The organism is Streptosporangium sp. NBC_01469, assembly GCF_036227305.1.
Lineage (GTDB): Bacteria > Actinomycetota > Actinomycetes > Streptosporangiales > Streptosporangiaceae > Streptosporangium.
In genome coordinates this window covers 7,483,552-7,499,071 of the sequence record NZ_CP109465.1, presented here as the reverse complement: position 1 = coordinate 7,499,071, position 15,520 = coordinate 7,483,552, and the positions used below count along the sequence as shown (strand labels likewise).

At 70.1% G+C, this 15,520-nt stretch carries 13 protein-coding genes; 9 read left to right on the top strand and 4 right to left on the bottom strand.

The features are described 5' to 3' along the window. Nucleotides 1–2: 2 nt before the first annotated feature. Nucleotides 3–1,586, bottom strand: a complete 1,584-nt coding sequence (locus tag OG587_RS33055) for an Hsp70 family protein (RefSeq protein WP_329082283.1) — start codon at nucleotides 1,584–1,586, stop codon at nucleotides 3–5. Then, nucleotides 1,586–2,275, bottom strand: a complete 690-nt coding sequence (locus tag OG587_RS33050; RefSeq protein ID WP_329082281.1) for a nucleotide exchange factor GrpE — start codon at nucleotides 2,273–2,275, stop codon at nucleotides 1,586–1,588. The genes OG587_RS33055 and OG587_RS33050 overlap by 1 nt, the downstream gene beginning before the upstream one ends. A 665-nt stretch (nucleotides 2,276–2,940) precedes the next feature. On the opposite strand from OG587_RS33050, the gene OG587_RS33045 reads away from it, so the two are divergent. From OG587_RS33045 to OG587_RS33025, 5 genes are all read left to right on the top strand, one after another. Then, nucleotides 2,941–3,126 carry a hypothetical protein gene (locus OG587_RS33045; protein ID WP_329082279.1) on the top strand — a complete coding sequence of 62 codons (186 nt, stop codon included), beginning with the start codon at nucleotides 2,941–2,943 and terminating at the stop codon, nucleotides 3,124–3,126. Between the two features lie 136 nt (nucleotides 3,127–3,262). Beyond that, a complete protein-coding gene (rhaI, locus tag OG587_RS33040; protein ID WP_329082277.1) occupies nucleotides 3,263–4,408 on the top strand; it encodes an L-rhamnose isomerase in 1,146 nt (381 codons plus the stop codon). Nucleotides 4,409–4,738: 330 nt separating this feature from the next. Continuing rightward, complete coding sequence (locus tag OG587_RS33035; protein ID WP_329082274.1) at nucleotides 4,739–5,098, top strand: PRC-barrel domain containing protein; 360 nt, start codon at nucleotides 4,739–4,741, stop codon at nucleotides 5,096–5,098. 62 nt (nucleotides 5,099–5,160) lie between these two features. Then, nucleotides 5,161–6,381: a Tm-1-like ATP-binding domain-containing protein gene (locus OG587_RS33030; RefSeq protein ID WP_329082273.1), complete on the top strand. Its 1,221-nt coding sequence runs from the start codon at nucleotides 5,161–5,163 to the stop codon at nucleotides 6,379–6,381. 187 nt (nucleotides 6,382–6,568) lie between these two features. Continuing rightward, entirely contained in the window at nucleotides 6,569–7,390 is an 822-nt protein-coding gene (locus OG587_RS33025; protein ID WP_329082271.1) for a phosphoenolpyruvate hydrolase family protein, read from the top strand. A gap of 182 nt (nucleotides 7,391–7,572) precedes the next feature. Here the strand turns inward: OG587_RS33025 and OG587_RS33020 are convergent, their stop codons facing one another. Both OG587_RS33020 and OG587_RS33015 read right to left on the bottom strand, forming a co-directional pair. Then, complete coding sequence (locus tag OG587_RS33020; RefSeq protein ID WP_329082269.1) at nucleotides 7,573–8,499, bottom strand: hypothetical protein; 927 nt, start codon at nucleotides 8,497–8,499, stop codon at nucleotides 7,573–7,575. Between the two features lie 328 nt (nucleotides 8,500–8,827). Then, nucleotides 8,828–9,991, bottom strand: coding sequence for an epoxide hydrolase family protein (locus OG587_RS33015; protein ID WP_329082266.1), 1,164 nt, complete (start codon nucleotides 9,989–9,991; stop codon nucleotides 8,828–8,830). Between the two features lie 839 nt (nucleotides 9,992–10,830). On the opposite strand from OG587_RS33015, the gene OG587_RS33010 reads away from it, so the two are divergent. The 4 genes from OG587_RS33010 to OG587_RS32995 all read left to right on the top strand — a co-directional run bounded on the left by OG587_RS33010 (nucleotide 10,831) and on the right by OG587_RS32995 (nucleotide 15,520). Next, nucleotides 10,831–11,772: a DMT family transporter gene (locus OG587_RS33010; RefSeq protein WP_329082265.1), complete on the top strand. Its 942-nt coding sequence runs from the start codon at nucleotides 10,831–10,833 to the stop codon at nucleotides 11,770–11,772. A gap of 13 nt (nucleotides 11,773–11,785) precedes the next feature. Then, nucleotides 11,786–13,135, top strand: a complete 1,350-nt coding sequence (locus tag OG587_RS33005) for an MFS transporter (RefSeq protein WP_329082263.1) — start codon at nucleotides 11,786–11,788, stop codon at nucleotides 13,133–13,135. Nucleotides 13,136–13,371: 236 nt separating this feature from the next. Then, on the top strand, nucleotides 13,372–13,842 hold the full coding sequence (locus tag OG587_RS33000; RefSeq protein ID WP_329082261.1) for a hypothetical protein: 471 nt from the start codon (nucleotides 13,372–13,374) through the stop codon (nucleotides 13,840–13,842). Nucleotides 13,843–14,140: 298 nt separating this feature from the next. Then, nucleotides 14,141–15,520: a pyridoxal phosphate-dependent aminotransferase gene (locus tag OG587_RS32995; RefSeq protein ID WP_329082260.1), complete on the top strand. Its 1,380-nt coding sequence runs from the start codon at nucleotides 14,141–14,143 to the stop codon at nucleotides 15,518–15,520.

The window sequence follows — 15,520 nt, the reverse complement described above, 5'->3', positions numbered from 1 at the left end:
GCTCAGTTCACCTGGACGCGGGCTAGGGCGTTGCGCGAGCGTGCCACGTCCTCGTCGGACATGCCGCCGATCTGGACGCGCAGCTCCAGCCGCTCGCCGGTCTCGTGCTCGCGGGCGGTCACGTGCAGCAGGCCGGAGGCGTCGAGGGCGAAGGTGACCTCGATGGGATACCCGGCGGGCTTGCCGGGGGGAATGCGCAGATCACCTTCAGCGATCTTGGTGTTGTCCCCGGGCTCCTCCGAGGCGACACTGCCCGCCTGCTCCATGACCTCGATGGCGACGTGGCTCTGGAAGTCGTCCAGGGTGGCGAAGCCCTGGGTGGCGTCGGCGGGCAGCGGGTCGTTGGCGTGGACGAGGTGGGTGACGTACTCGCGGCGGCTGGTCCGCTCGGTCGTCCTGATCCCGAAGGCCCGGGAGGCGACCGTCTTGATGGTCCGCCCGGCGATCTGCTCGCGCTGGCCGCCGGACAGGCCCGCCCGGACCGCCATCTCCTCGGCCTTCGCGCCCTCGCCCGCGCTCAGCAGCCGCCGGTAGGTCTCCTCGAACGCGTACAGCGCCGCCCCCTTGGCGACGGCCAGGTCGGGGTCCTGCAGGCGCGGGGTGACGCCGAACTCCGCGCGCAGCGCCTCGGTCACCGCGGGCATCTTGGCCGAGCCGCCCACCAGGACCAGCTGGTCGAAGCCGTCCACGCCCTTGCCCGCGGCGGTCGCGACGGTCCTGCGGGTGATCTCCACCGTCCGGTCCAGCAGGTCGCGGGTGAGCGACTCCAGCTCCTCGCGGGTCAGCTCCACCTTGGTCACCCGGCCCTCGTGCATGACGCGTACCACGTGCCGGGTCCGGGAGGTCAGGGTCTTCTTCAGCTCCTCGGCGTCGCGCCGCAGTTGCTGCTCGGTCTGCCTGTCCTCCAGCGGGTCGCCCACGTCGGGGTGCTCGCCGCGGAACCGCTCGGCCATGTGCTCCACCAGCCGGTCGTCCCAGTCGGCGCCGCCGAGCTCGTGGTCGCCGTCGGTGCACACCACCTCGATGTCGCCGCCGCGCAGGCTGATCACCGTGGTGTCGAAGGTGCCGCCGCCCAGGTCGTAGACGAGGATGCGGCAGTCCTGGTCGGGGTTGAGCACGCCGTAGGTGATGGCCGCGGCGATGGGCTCGGAGACGATGTCGATGACGTTCAGACCGGCGATCCGCCCGGCCTTGCGGGTGGCGTCCCGCTCGGCCGCGCCGAAGTAGGCGGGGACGGTGATCACCACGTCGGCGACCTCCTCGCCGGTCGCCACCCGGGCGTCCTCGGCGAGCTTGCGCAGCACGAAGGCGGAGATCTCCTCGGGGGTGTACGCGCGGCCGTGCATGGTGCGGGTCACCTCGTGGCCCATGTCCCGCTTGATCCTGCTGACCACCAGGTCGGGTTCGACGACCGCGCTGTCCTTGGCGGTCGCGCCGACCACGACGTTGTCGGGCGTCTCGAAGAACACCACCGACGGGGTGGTGTCGGAGTCCTCCTGGTTGCGCAGCACCGTCGGCCGCCCGATGTCGTCGACCCCCGCGATACAGGAGTAGGTGGTTCCCAGGTCGATGCCGTGAACAGCCATCACACGTTCCCCTCGTCGCCGTTCCGTGCCGCCGTGCCGCGCCGCTCCGCCGCCTTCTCCTCGGGCCGCTCCTCCCTTCCGCCACCGCCACCGCCTCTGGCTCCGGCTCCACGGCCTTCCGCTTCCGGTTCCTCCGCTCCCGGGAGCGGAGGAACCGGGGCCGGGGTTCTGCCGACGACCACGCCCGCCTTGCGCAGCACCCGGTCGCCGGTCGCGAAGCCGTCGGCGAGCACCGCCACGACCAGGCCGTCGCGGCCGGTCTCCACCGGCTCGGTCCGTACCGGCCGGTGCAGGGCCGTGTCGTACGGGTCGCCGGGGGCCGCCTCGACGCGCTCGGCCCCGGTGCGGGCGAGCACCTCCGCGACCTCCTCGGCGATCGCCTCCAGCAGCGCCCCGACGTGCTCGGCCGAGGGCGTCTCCGGCCCCCGCCAGCGCGCGGCCTCCCGGTGCACGGTGTCGTACAGGCGGTACAGCCCCGCCCTGACCGGAGTCAGCGCCTCCTGCAGCAGGCCGTGCCGCAACTCCTGGTTCTCCGCGTGCAGCCGGTCGATGATCTGCTCCCGGTGCCCGGCCCGCTCGTGCTCGCGCGCGACCTGCTCGGCCAGCAGGGTGAGGGCTTCGAGCACCTCGCCCGTGTCCGGGGGAGCGGGAGTCGCTGGGAGGTGTTGTCCGGGGGAGTGTGGCAGCATCCGCATTCCTGTGGTCGGGTCACGTCGGGTCACGTCAGGTCACCGTGGGGGCCCGGGAGCGTACCGCCGTCGGACGGCGGACAGGCCTGGTACGTCGTGCTCGGCGAGGGGGCCCGCCGACGTGCGATAACTGCCCGGCCGATCCGGAGGGTACGGCCAGGACGTGCGGGAACAGCGTGGCCGCACCGGATGTGGGGTCCGGGCGACGGCGATTTCATTGAAACACTACCGATCGGCCCCGGGAAGCGGCGGCACTCGCGCCAGATCGCGCCCGCGCCTGTGGTGCGGCGGGTGGCCCGACTCCGGGCGGCGGGATATCCCGCACAACGCTCAGAAGCGGTACCTCCTCGCAGGCCCGGGGGACGAGCCGGTGATCCCGCCCCGGCTCGTCCCGTTGACGGGGATCGCCCGGCTCTATCACGTCCCGCCAGGTGCCGAAACGGTTAAAACGTGACAACGGATGGCGGCTCCGATTGCCCGGCCGTGGACCCGGTGGGTTTCCCCGGGAGAGCCGGGCAGCCCGGGGCGAGCGCCGTGTAACGCTAAGGAAACGGCGCGTTCATACGCCATTGACACCTACCAAAGCTTGGTTCTACTGTCCAGCTCAACCGGTTAAATCGTTTTTTGCAGGAGTTCGATCACCCCCACTTCCTGAGGAAGCGCTTATGTTCACTGTTTCGCGAAGGTCCGTTCCGGCCGCGGTGGTGGTCTCCGGGCAGATCACCGGGGCCGAGGGCGAGGTCCTGAAGGCGGGCAGGCTCGGCGAGCGGACGATCGGCAAGGACGGGGAGATCATCCTCGGCCCGCCGTTCACCTTCGACGCCTCCAACATCGACCAGTTCGACTTCTGACGCCACCGGCGCGATCCGCGTCCGGATGCGCCGGACGCGGCCCGCACCCGGAAGGCGACCGCACCCGGATACGGCGCAGGCCCGCACCCCGGGTAAGGCACAGGCCCGCCCACCTCAACTGATCGGGGACCGATTCATGATCAAGGATTCGCTGCGGGCGCAGGTCATCGAGACCCCGTCGTGGGCGTACGGCAACTCGGGAACGCGGTTCAAGGTGTTCGCGCAGCGGGGGGTGCCGAGGGACCCTTTCGAGAAGCTCGCGGACGCGGCCCAGGTGCACGCGTTCACCGGGGTGGCGCCGAAGGTGGCGCTGCACATCCCGTGGGACCGGGTCGACGACTACGCCGCGCTGGCCGCGCACGCGTCGGGGCTGGGGGTGGGGATCGGGGCGATCAACTCCAACGTGTTCCAGGACGACGACTACATGCTGGGCAGCGTGACCCACCCGGACGCGCGGGTGCGGGCCAAGGCTCTGGCGCACCTGCTGGACTGCGTGGACATCATGGACGCCACCGGTTCCGGCACGCTGAAGCTGTGGTTCTCCGACGGGATCAACTACCCGGGCCAGGACGACATCCGCGCCCGCCAGGACCGGCTGGCCGAGGCGCTGGGCCGGGTGTACGAGCGGCTGGGCGAGGGCCAGCGGTTCCTGCTGGAGTACAAGCTGTTCGAGCCCGCCTTCTACGCCACCGACGTGCCGGACTGGGGCACCGCGTACGCGCACTGCCTGAAGCTGGGCCCCAAGGCCCAGGTGGTGGTGGACACCGGCCACCACGCGCCCGGCACCAACATCGAGTTCATCGTGGCGTTCCTGCTGCGCGAGGGAAAGCTGGGCGGATTCGACTTCAACTCCCGCTTCTACGCCGACGACGACCTGATGGCGGGGGCGGCCGACCCGTTCCAGCTGTTCCGCATCATGGTCGAGGTGATCGGCGGGGGCGGGCTCACCGAGGACGTGGCGTTCATGCTGGACCAGTGCCACAACATCGAGCCGAAGATCGCCGGCCAGATCCGGTCGGTGATGAACGTGCAGGAGGCCACGGCCAAGGCGCTGCTGGTCGACCGGGAGGCGCTGGCGAGGGCACAGTCGGCCGGTGACGTGCTGGGGGCCAACGCCGTGGTGATGGACGCCTACAACACCGACGTGCGGCCCCTGCTGGCCGAGGTACGCGCCGAGCTGGGACTGGACCCCGACCCGATGGCGGCGTACGCCAGGTCGGGCTACTTCGAGAAGATCGCCGCCGAGCGGGTCGGCGGCGCCCAGGCGGGCTGGGGCGCCTGACGTCCCCGCGACGCCACCGCGCGACAGGAGAGCGCCACGACCACCGCGCCTGACCGCCGGAGGACTTCAGCCCGGCGCTTCTCGCCCTGGCTCCCGGGCCGGGACGGAAGGCGGGGCCGAGGGGGAGCCTCCCAGCAGCGATTTCTCCCCCTGGAGGGAACCTCCGGGGCGACCCCTCGCGTACCCGGACGGCCCGATGATCGTCCGGGCGCCTTTTCGCGCGTCGTACGGCCCGCCTCCTGGCGGACGACGGCCACCTGATGCACCGTTTACCTCGGCCGCCACGGGTAGGCGGGGGGCCACACACATCGCGACGAGGAGAGCCCGCACATGACGAGCGAAGGACTGTGGAGCTATCGCGAGGGCGTTTACGGTCCCGACGAGACGATGAGCGTCATCGGCTTCGACGTGGAGGCCGTCGACGGCAAGGTCGGCCTGGTGGAGGAGGAGAGCAACGTGACCGACGACAGCTACGTCGTGGCCGACGTCGGCTCCTGGCTCTCCGGCAGGAAGGTCGTGCTCCCGGCCAGCACGGTGTCCCGGATCGACCGGCACGAGCGCAAGGTGTACATCTCGCGGACCAAGCAGGAGATCCAGGACGCGCCGGAGTACGACGCGGCGACCTACCGGCAGAGCGTCTACCGCCAGGAGCTGGACGGTTACTACGGCACCTTCTCCGCCGCGCTCTGACCGGTACGGCGACGAGGCGGCGCGGCACAGGGACAACGGCGAGCAGAGAGGCGTGGCGCGAGATGCCGACGATAGGCCTGGTGGGAACGCTGGACACCAAGGGATGGGAGTACGCCTGGCTCCACGACCGGTTACTCGCCCTCGACTGCGAGGTCGTCCTGGTCGACGCGGGCATCGGTGAGGCGCGGGTACCCGCCGACGTCGGCAACGACCGGGTCGCGCTGGCGGCCGGGGCCGACGTCGCGGTGCTGCGCGCGACCGGTGACCGGGGAGCGGCCGTCACGGCGATGGGGGAGGGCGCCGCCGCCGTCCTCGCCGAGTTGTACGCCCAGGGCCGTCTCGACGGCGTGCTCGCGGTGGGCGGCAGCGGCGGGTCCTCGATCGCGGCGCGGGCCGTCAGGGACCTGCCGATCGGCCTGCCCAAGCTCATCGTCTCCACCATGGCCTCCGGAGACGTGTCCCCCTACGTGGGGGCCAAGGACGTCACGCTGATGTACAGCGTCGTCGACCTCGCCGGGGTCAACCGCGTCTCCGTGCGCATCCTCGGCAACGCCGCGGCGGCCATGGCCGGCATGGTGAGCATCGCGTCCCCGGTCGTCGAGGACGACCGCCCGCTCGTGGCCGCGTCGATGTTCGGCGTGACCACGCCCGCGGTCGACGCCGCCAGGGAGCGGCTGGACGAGCTCGGTTACGAGGTGCTGGTCTTCCACGCCACCGGATCCGGCGGGCGGGCCCTGGAGTCGCTGGCCGGGAGCGGCCTGATCTCGGGCGTGCTCGACCTCACCACCACCGAACTCGCCGACGACCTGGTGGGCGGGGTCCTGTCGGCCGGCCCCGACCGGCTGACCACGGCCGGAGCGCGCGGGGTGCCCCAGGTGGTCGCCCCCGGCGCGCTGGACATGGTCAACTTTGGTTCCCGCGACACCGTCCCCGAGCATTTCGGCGACCGCCTGCTGTACGTCCACAACCCGGCCGTGACCCTGATGCGGACCACGGCCGAGGAGATGGGCGAGCTCGGCCGCCGGATGGCCGCCAAGCTGGGCGCGGCCAGCGGCCCGACCGCGTTGTTCGTCCCGCGCGGAGGCGTCTCCGCCCTCGACGCCGAGGGGGCGCCCTTCCGCGATCCCAAGGCCGACGAGGCCTGCTTCGAAGCCCTGGCCGAGGGGCTGCGAGGCTCGGCCGTCGAGGTCGAGGAACTGGACCTGCACGTCAACGACCCCGCCTTCGGTCGCGCCATGGCCGACCGGCTGCACCAGATGATCACCGCGAGGTACGGGACATGACCCGCGGCCAGGTCCCGTCCGCGTCGCGCTCGGCCGGTCAGCATGTGGCCCGCCACCCTTTCCTGGCCACGCCGCGACCGGCCGGTCCGCGTGTGGCCCGCCACCGTTTCCCGTCCGTGTCGCGCTCGGCCGGTCGGCACAGGAGGTTCCTCTCCGGCCTTCACCGGGTTGCCGCCGGAGGTGCCGCGTGAACCGGGAGGACGTCCTCGCCAGGCTGCGCCGTACCGTCGCCGGGGATCGGCCGATCATCGGCGCGGGCGCCGGCACCGGGCTGTCCGCCAAGTGCGCCGAGGAGGGCGGCGTCGACCTGATCATCATCTACAACTCCGGCCGCTACCGGATGGCGGGCCGTGGCTCGCTCGCCGGGCTGCTGCCGTACGGCGACGCCAACCAGATCGTCGTCGAGATGGCGGCCGAGGTGCTTCCCGTCGTCAGGGACACCCCGGTGCTCGCCGGGGTGTGCGGCACCGACCCGTTCCGGCTGATGCCCAGGTTCCTCGACCAACTCGCGGACATGGGCTTCGCCGGGGTGCAGAACTTTCCGACCGTCGGCCTGTACGACGGCGTCTTCCGGCAGAACCTGGAGGAGACCGGGATGGGCTACGACCTGGAGGTCGAGATGGTCCGGCTGGCGCGTGAGCGCGACCTGGTCACCGCCCCCTACGTCTTCGACCCCGCCCAGGCGCGGGCCATGGCCGAGGCGGGCGCCGACGTCCTCGTCCCGCACGTCGGCCTGACCACCAAGGGCAGCATCGGCGCCGGCACCGCGCTGTCCCTGGACGAGGCGGTCGAGCGGGTCCAGGCGATGCGCGACGCCGCGGTGGCCGTCCGCCCCGACGTCCTCGTGCTCTGCCACGGCGGACCCATCGCCGAACCGGAGGACGCGGCCCACGTGCTGGCCCGCACCGAGGGCGTGGTGGGCTTCTTCGGCGCCTCCTCGGTCGAGCGCCTGCCGACGGAACGCGCCATCACCGAGCAGGTGCGCGCCTTCAAGTCGCTGAGGTTCTAGCCACGGAAGCTGTCGTCAGGCAGGCCTTCGGGACGGTACTCCGGATATTCGACCCGGTGAGGTCGAAGTAGCCGTGGTGTTCGCCGGCTTGACCCGCGACCACGGCGGCCCGCTCAGCGACAACCCGTGAAGCGCCAGGTGAGGCACTCAAGGTCATCGGAGTTCGCCTGCCTGTTCCATCGTCATGGTGGGGCGAGGCGGAGGATCTGGTCGCGGACGGGGGCGCTCAGGTCGGCCTGGAGCAGGCCGTTGTTGATGGCGGGGGCGCAGTTCATCGAGATGTTCACCGCGGCGGCCGGTCCTTCCGGGTAGTCGAATATGAGTCGGATACCGCGTTCGCTGGTGGCTCCGAGCCCTTTGCAGGTGTTCTCGCTCGGCACGGTGTCCAGGGAGTTCAGTGTCGCGGCCAGGGCGCGGGCGATGTCCCTGTTGTGTCGTTTGCGGTACGGCGGCCTTGAGTACGTGGCGTCCCTGCACACCGTGAGCCGGCCGGGCCGTCCCGGAACCAGCAGCTCGTCCTGACCCCGGCGGTCGCCGGGACCGCGGCAGGGGTCTTCCGGCGGTACGGGCCGCCAGATTCCGTTCTTGTAGGCGGTGGTGATGGCGGGCCCGGCGTACGAGTTGCTGCTGGCGGTGCCGTTGGTGATCCTCCCGCAGCGGTTGACCTCCTCGGCGGCGCCCACCCACAGGGCGCGGCCATCGGGGTAGGCGAACCGGATGAGGTAGTTGGTCATCGGTCCCCCCATCGCCGTGCATCCGTGGCCTACGTCGGCGCCGGCCACCGGGAGGTAGGCGAGGTCACGGGCCATCGCCGACGCCTGGTCCGTCAGCGTTCGCGAACCGGCCAGCCGCTCACGACCCGGACGCGTGTTGTCCCCGGGGTAGGCGCAGATGAGGGCCTTCACCGGCGAGCCGGGGACGAGCGACTCCTCCACGCCGTCGATGTCGGCGGCGGCCGGTACCCAGCCGCCGATGTCGTCGCTGTCCCAGCGTTGCGGGCAGGTGGCCGGTACGGGCGGTGACTCGCCGACCGCTCCCGCGAGCACTACGGCCGCCGCACACACCCCGGCCGCCGCGAGGCCGAGACCGATCAAAGTGGAAGGCTTCACAGTTCTTGAACTCCTCCCTGGCTTGAAGGCCGGAGATTCTCCCGTCGCGTAGCGGTTGAGCGGCGCGGGGGTTGACGCTTCGCAGACCGGGTAATCCCGAGGTCTCCACATCCTGACACGGCGGTTCCTGTGGCGTTGCGGATGTTGATCGCGGCGTTGGGGTCGGCGTGGCCGGTCCACCCGCACGCGGGGTCGGCGCACGAGAACCGGGTGCCGCCACGGTTTTGGGCGTGTCGCGGGTGCGCACCGCGGGCTTTCCCGTCAGCCGAATCTGAGCCGATATCTTCGCGGAAGTGTCGTCTGCGGCCGTGCTCGGCCGGGAGGTCCATCAGCGAAGCCGGTGGAAGAACGCGCGGACGTCGTGAGTGAACAGGTCCGGTTCCTCCATCGCGGCGAAGTGGCCGCCTCGGTCGAATTCGGACCAGTGGACGATGTTGTTGTCTCGTTCGGCGAGCCGCCGGACGGGGCGGGCCAGGTCGGCGGCGAAGACCGCCACCCCGGTGGGCGTTGCCAATGGCTCGGTGCGCGGCGGATGGGAGGGATGGAAAGCCTCCCAGTAGTGGCGGGCCGACGAGCCGGCGGTCGCGGTGAGCCAGTAGAGCATCACGTTGGTCAGGAGCCGGTCGCGGGAGACCGCGTCTTCGGGCACGTCGGTGGAGTCGGTCCACTCCTTGAACTTCTCGACGATCCAGGCGAGCTGTCCGACCGGGGAGTCGGTGAGCGCGTAGGCCAGTGTCTGCGGCCGGGTGCCTTGGATCTTCGCGTAGCCCGACATATCGGGTTCAGCGCTGATCATCCGTTCAAGCCGTGCTTTGTCGTCATCGGTGAGCTCGGCTGCCTCGGCCGGGTCACTGGGAGGCGGTGTCAGCAGGGTGTTGAGGTGGATTCCGATGACGTGGCCGGTATCGATGACGCCAAGTTCCCGGGTGATCGCGTGCCCCCAGTCACCGCCTTGCGCGCCGTAGCGGTGGTAGCCCAGGCGTCGCATCAGCTCGGCCCAAGCCCTGGCGACACGGCGCACATCCCAGCCGCCTTCGTGGGTCGGCCCGGACAGCCCGTAGCCGGGGATGGAGGGGATCACCAGGTGGAAGGCGTCGGCGGGGTCGCCCCCGTGAGCGCGGGGGTCGGTCAGCGGCCCGATGACGTCGAGGAACTCGATGACGGATCCGGGCCATCCGTGGGTGATCAGCAGCGGTAGCGCATCGGGTTCGGCGGATCGGATGTGTAGGAAGTGGACGTTGGCGTTGTCGATCATGGTCGTGAACTGGGGGATCCGGTTGAGGTTTGCCTCATGTTCCCGCCAGTCGTAGACAGTGCGCCAGTACTCGGCCAGCTCTTTGAGGTAGGTCAGCGACACTCCGCGGGACCAGCCGACACCGGCTATCTCATCCGGCCACCTGGTCGCGGCCAGGCGGCCGGTCAAGTCGTCCAGGTCCGCTTGCGGGATGTCGAGCGCGAAAGGGCGGACGGCGGTCTCGCCATGCTCACTCATTCTGTTTCCTCACTTTCGGGTTCGCCGGCGACTGCGCGTGCGGTCGCCACATCGTTCTCGTCCAGGCCCTCGTAGCCACTGCGCCGGCGCTGCTTGCTCGGCTTGGTCATCGATCCATCGGCCGTGCGTCTTCCACGCGGCTTGCCTGCCGGTCGTCCCCAAGGCCGCACCGATCCGCGACCACGAAGCGCCGGCTCTCCGGGCGGATCGGACGGAGGGCCGACGTCCATGGCCCGCCTTCCGCGCGATCACCTCACCCGGCGCGAGGATTTCCAACACCTCGTCACGTGTCAGGGGCACCGTGCCGGGGATCGGGGGACGCGGCTGGGGGCGCCGGCATCGACCGCTGACTCTGGAGCGTCGCGGGCACGCAGTTTGTCATCACGCCCGACGGCGGTCAGTGGCGTGAACCGGCTCTCGAGGTCGCTGGAAGTGGACATGACCCCAGCATTGCGTCAAGTTAGCCTGACGTCAAGATGATCTGACGTTGAACGGGGATTCCAGGGAAGTGGATCTCCTCTTTCAGCAGGTCGGCCCACATGCGAAAGCACATCCGCCCACTCTCCTGAGAACTCCTGACAGAGTGAGGCCGGGCGCGTCCGGGAACATGATCGGTCGTTGGACCGGGTGTGAGGAAGGGCGGGCAGCCACCGTGGATCGTGCCGGCGAAGCCGTTCCACTCGCTCGGAATGGTGCCGCCCTCGGCCGGATGGGCGCAGATGAGGCCCTCTCCGACTGTGTAGCAGAGCTTAAAGGTACGTGTAAAACTTTGCACTTGTCCTGTCGGGTCTCTCTCGGACAACGTTCATCCCACACCCAACCGGACAGGAAGGCGCGGCATGATCTCGGGCGGACGCGGCTCGCTGGTACGCATGGCCGTACTCGCGCTGCTGTGGGGGTCGGGTTTTCTGTGGATCAAGCTGGCCCTGAACAACGGGCTGACCCCGCTCCAGATCACCTTCACCCGCTCAGCGCTCGGTGCGGCCGTCCTTCTCGGCCTGGCCTGCCTCGCACGCCAGCGTCTTCCGAGGGATCGCGCGACCTGGGGCCACCTCGTCGTGGCCGCCTTCTTCTGCAACGCTCTGCCGTTCTTCCTCTTCGCCATCGGTGAGCAGTCCGTCGACTCCGGGGTGGCCGGCGTGCTGAACGCGACGACTCCGCTCTGGTCGTTGCTGATCGGCATGGCCATCGGCACGGAGCGCGGATTCCACCCGGTCCGCCTGGGCGGGCTCCTGCTCGGGTTCGCGGGCACGTTGCTCATCTTCGCCCCCTGGCACGAGAGCGGGCTTCTCAGCCCGGGGGCTCTGGCCCTGCTCGGGGCGGCGGCGAGTTATGCCCTCGCCTTCGCCTACATGGGGCGCAGGCTCACCGGAAGGGGCACCGCCCCCATGGCCCTGTCCGCGGCCCAGCTCATCGCCGCCACCGGACTCGGCGCGCTCGCCCTGCCCGCCGACGATCCGGCGCCGATGGCCCTCAATCCGGAGGCCGTGATCGCCGTCACCATCCTCGGGATCTTCAGCACCGGATTCACCTTCTACCTGAACTACCGGCTCATCGCGGACGAAGGCGCGACCAGCGCCGCCACCGTCGGCTACCTGTTGCCGGTCGTCTCGGTCGCGCTGGGGGCGATCGTGCTCGACGAGGAGCTCGGGCTCCGTGTCATCGCGGGAATGGTCGTCGTGCTCGCCGGTGTCGCGATGACGCGGTGGCAGCGGCGACCTCCGTCGCCCCCGGTGGGGGAGGAGCCTGCGGCGCGCGCCGCGCGGGAAAACCGAGGGTGAGGAGACGCCGCCCATGACGGCCGCCGTACAGGCCGCCGCCCCAGATCGACCACCGGACGAACGGACCATGCACCCCGACTCCCCATGGCGTATCGCCGACTTCCGTACGTTGTTCACCGCGATCACCTTCGGCCAGTTCGGTACCAACGTCGGCTACGTCGCCGTCCCGCTCATCGCGGTGTCCGCTCTCGACGCGAGCCCCGGCCAGGTCGGGGCGCTCGCGACCTTGAGCACCGTCGCCTTCCTCCTCATCGGTCTGCCCGCCGGGGCGTGGGTGGACCGGATGCGTCATCGGCGTGTGCTGATCACCGCGGATCTGGTGCGAGCGGGGTTGTTCACCTCCATCCCGATGGCCTGGTGGCTGGACGTCCTCACGCTTGAGCAGCTTTACGTGGTCGTCCTGCTGAACGGCTGCGCCACCGTCTTCTCCGACGTCGGCTCGCAGAGCGTGTTACCGCGACTGGTCGGCCGCGACGGCCTCGTCCAGGCGAACGCCGCCGTGATGAGTCTCATAGCCGTCGGCAACGTGGCCGGACGAGGCGCGGGCGGAGGACTCGTCCAACTGCTCACGGCGCCCGTGGCCGTGGCGTTCACGGCCGTGAGCCATCTGGCCTCGGCTCTTCGGCTCATCTCCATCCACCGCGTGCCGGCGCCGCCCTCGCTCCTCCACGGGCGACCCGTCCGGCTGGGGGCACAGATCGCGGAGGGGCTGCGTCACGTCTTCGGCAACAGGGAACTGCGAGCCCTCGCGTTCACCGCGGCTCTCAACAACCTCGGCTCCCAGATCGTCAACACCATGCTCCCGGTGCTGTTCATCCGCGAACTCGGCCTCCCGGCAGGCGCGCTGGGCCTGTTCTGGGCGGTGGGCGGAGCCGGACTCCTCCTCGGAGCGCGCTGTGCCCGCCCCATCGCCGGACGGCTCGGCCACGGCCGCACGCTCGGTCTGGTCGGCCTGTGGCTGGCGCCCGCGGGACTGCTCGTCCCTCTCGTCGACCATGGCCTCGGGTTGTGGCTGGCGGGGGCCGGCTATCTGACGGCCATGTTCAAGACGGGCATGGACAACGTGCTCGGCGTGAGCCTGCGACAGCGGATGACGTCGGATTCCCTCCTCGGCCGGATGAACGCCACCTTCCGCTTCCTGCTCACCGGCGCACTCGCGGTCGGCGCCGCCGTGGCGGGCCTGGTCGGCGAACTGACCACCGTTCACACCACGCTCTGGGTGGGAGGCGTATTCCTGGCGACGGCTTTCCTGCCGGTCTTCCTCTCTCCGGTTCGTACGCGGCGGGAACTGCCACGGCAACACGAAGGATCCACCGGGATCCAGGAGGGGAAGCCGGCCCTGGAGCCTGGTGGGGCCGGGTAACAGGCCGATCGCCCCGCCGGTCTGGCCCGGCGACCTCGACCTCGAGCATCGCCGGTCCTCGGGCAGGCCGGCGCCCACAGGATGGGTGTCCCCATCGGCGTATTTCCTCATCGATCTTCACCTGTGGTGCGGTCGAGAGGATGATCAGGCCTTGCGGCGGGCGGCTGACCCGCGGGCCGATGCCCGGTGGAACACGGTCCCCGCACTTCGGGCTCACCCGTCCTAGGCTCCCGGTTATGAAGCGCTCGACGATTGCGGTGCTGCTGGTCGTCTGCGTGGGGGGCGTCGCCGCTTTGGTCGCCCTTTTCCTCCGGTTGCTTCCCGAGGTGTGTACCGCCGAGGATGACCGGCTCGCCGCCTCCCTGGCCACGCTCGATATCCTCGATGCCCATCCGGTGAACGCGACGCCTCAGGGGGAACGCGGCTCCGGTTGCTACGACGACGGCCGAATAGTGACCGTCTCGCAGTTCTATCGCTTCTCAGGCCCGGTAGCCGATGTGCTGTCCTTCTACCGGGACGCCGCGACCATGGATGGCTGGAAGCCCCCTCGGGAGGGTGACGGCGAAAGGGTGAGCTGCTTCGTCAAGTCCATCGACGGGAGAGACGTCGGCTTCTCCGCGTGGGTGGTGGAGGAGGACGGGCGGTACGGCGACGAATACCAGGTGGACGTGACCTCCTCCATGACCGGTAGCGGGGGCTGGTGTTGATCTCGAGGATTCTCGGAACGCTTCGAGCCTCGATGCGAGTTCCCGGTGGTCCCCGAGAGTTTCCGGTCCGTGGAATCCCGGCTCCCAAGGAGCTCCGGAGCACGGAGTTCGACGGCCGGGAAGCCCCGGCGGGCCGCGGGCCGCGGCGTCATCACCGCCGGTCGCACGGACACGAGGTCTCACCGCCCGTGAACTCCGGGGACGGCGACCGCCCACGGACCCCCGCTGAACCAGCCCGTATCCAGGTGCGTAGCTGGGGGTGTCAGAAGCCTGAACGTCCGTCAGGAGGAGGCCCCAGTTGGCCGGTCCGACCGATCGCAGCCGAGTGCGCACCGCCGCGCACAGCCCGTCGTACTTCTCGCTCATCCGGGCCGCGCCGGAGGAGGGGGAGGAGCTGATCGACTTCTGCGTCCCCTGCAACCCGTACTTTCCCACCCCCGAGGCCTTCGGCGTCCTGGAGCACAACCTCAGCACGATCCTGAAGTTCTACCCCAGCGACGCCGACACGATCACCGCCGAACTCTGCGGGGTGCTGGGTCTCAACCCGCAGACCGTCGTCATGGGCAACGGGTCGACGGAACTGATCACCTGGATCGACCACCTGCTGGTCAGGGAGAGCCTGGCCGTGCCGATCCCCACGTTCGGCCGCTGGACCGACCAGCCGATGGAGACCGGCAAGCGCGTGGACATGTATCCGCTGCCGGAGAACCAGGGGTTCGCGCTGGACGTGGACGCCTTCGTCAACTTCGTCCGGCACCGCGGCTCCCGGGTGGCGGTCATCTGCAACCCGAACAACCCCGACGGGGGCTACCTGCGCCGCCACGAGGTCATCGCCCTGCTCGACAGGCTCGTCGACCTCGACCTGGTCGTGGTGGACGAGTCGTTCATCGACTTCGTCGACGCAGAGCCGTACCCGAGCGTCGCGAACGAGGCCGCCATCCGGCCCAACGTGATCGTGCTGAAGAGCCTCGGCAAGAACTTCGGGCTGCACGGCATCCGCTTCGGCTACATGGTGGCCAACCCCGCGCTGGCGGACAGGGTGCGGCGCGCCCTGCCCAAGTGGAACCTGAACTCCTTCGCCGAGACCGTGGTCTTCATGATCCGCCAGTACATGTCCGAGTATCTGGACAGCCTCCGTCTGGTCGCCCTGGACCGCGAGTCGATGCGCTACCAGCTGACCCGGGTCCCCGGCCTGACCGTCTTCCCCTCCCAGGGCAACTTCCTGCTGGTACGGCTCCCCGGGGGCAGGGACGGCGCCGCCCTCCGCGACCAGCTGCTCGACGAGCACAACCTGTTCGTCCGAGAGTGCGGCAACAAACTCGGCATGACCAGCCAGTTCATGCGCCTGGTGGTACGGCCGGAGCGGGACGTGCGGCGCCTGATCAGCGGGCTGTACGCCGTCCTCTACGAGAGCGGGAACAGGTCGCTGAGCCCCGTACCCCCGCCCCTTCCGATCCCGACACCGATCCCGACGCCCACGCCGCTGTACGACCCCCTGCCCGCGTCCCTCTCGACGTCCCCGCCGCTGTACGACCCCTTGCCCGCGTCCCTCTCGACGCCCCCGCCTCCGTACGACTCCCTGCCCGCGTCCTTCTCGACGCCCCCGCAGACGCAGACGCCCCTGTACGAGGGCGACCGCCGCTTCGACATGCTGTCGGCCCTGCCGCCCTCCGTCTGA

Bases quoted from the DNA above. Each gene is read 5' to 3' on its own strand.
- OG587_RS33055 (WP_329082283.1), bottom strand. From the start codon at position 1,586: ATGGCTGTTCACGGCATCGACCTGGGAACCACCTACTCCTGTATCGCG.
- OG587_RS33050 (WP_329082281.1), bottom strand. From the start codon at position 2,275: ATGCTGCCACACTCCCCCGGACAACACCTCCCAGCGACTCCCGCTCCC.
- OG587_RS33045 (WP_329082279.1), top strand. From the start codon at position 2,941: ATGTTCACTGTTTCGCGAAGGTCCGTTCCGGCCGCGGTGGTGGTCTCC.
- rhaI (WP_329082277.1), top strand. From the start codon at position 3,263: ATGATCAAGGATTCGCTGCGGGCGCAGGTCATCGAGACCCCGTCGTGG.
- OG587_RS33035 (WP_329082274.1), top strand. From the start codon at position 4,739: ATGACGAGCGAAGGACTGTGGAGCTATCGCGAGGGCGTTTACGGTCCC.
- OG587_RS33030 (WP_329082273.1), top strand. From the start codon at position 5,161: ATGCCGACGATAGGCCTGGTGGGAACGCTGGACACCAAGGGATGGGAG.
- OG587_RS33015 (WP_329082266.1), bottom strand. From the start codon at position 9,991: ATGAGTGAGCATGGCGAGACCGCCGTCCGCCCTTTCGCGCTCGACATC.
- OG587_RS33010 (WP_329082265.1), top strand. From the start codon at position 10,831: ATGATCTCGGGCGGACGCGGCTCGCTGGTACGCATGGCCGTACTCGCG.
- OG587_RS33005 (WP_329082263.1), top strand. From the start codon at position 11,786: ATGACGGCCGCCGTACAGGCCGCCGCCCCAGATCGACCACCGGACGAA.
- OG587_RS33000 (WP_329082261.1), top strand. From the start codon at position 13,372: ATGAAGCGCTCGACGATTGCGGTGCTGCTGGTCGTCTGCGTGGGGGGC.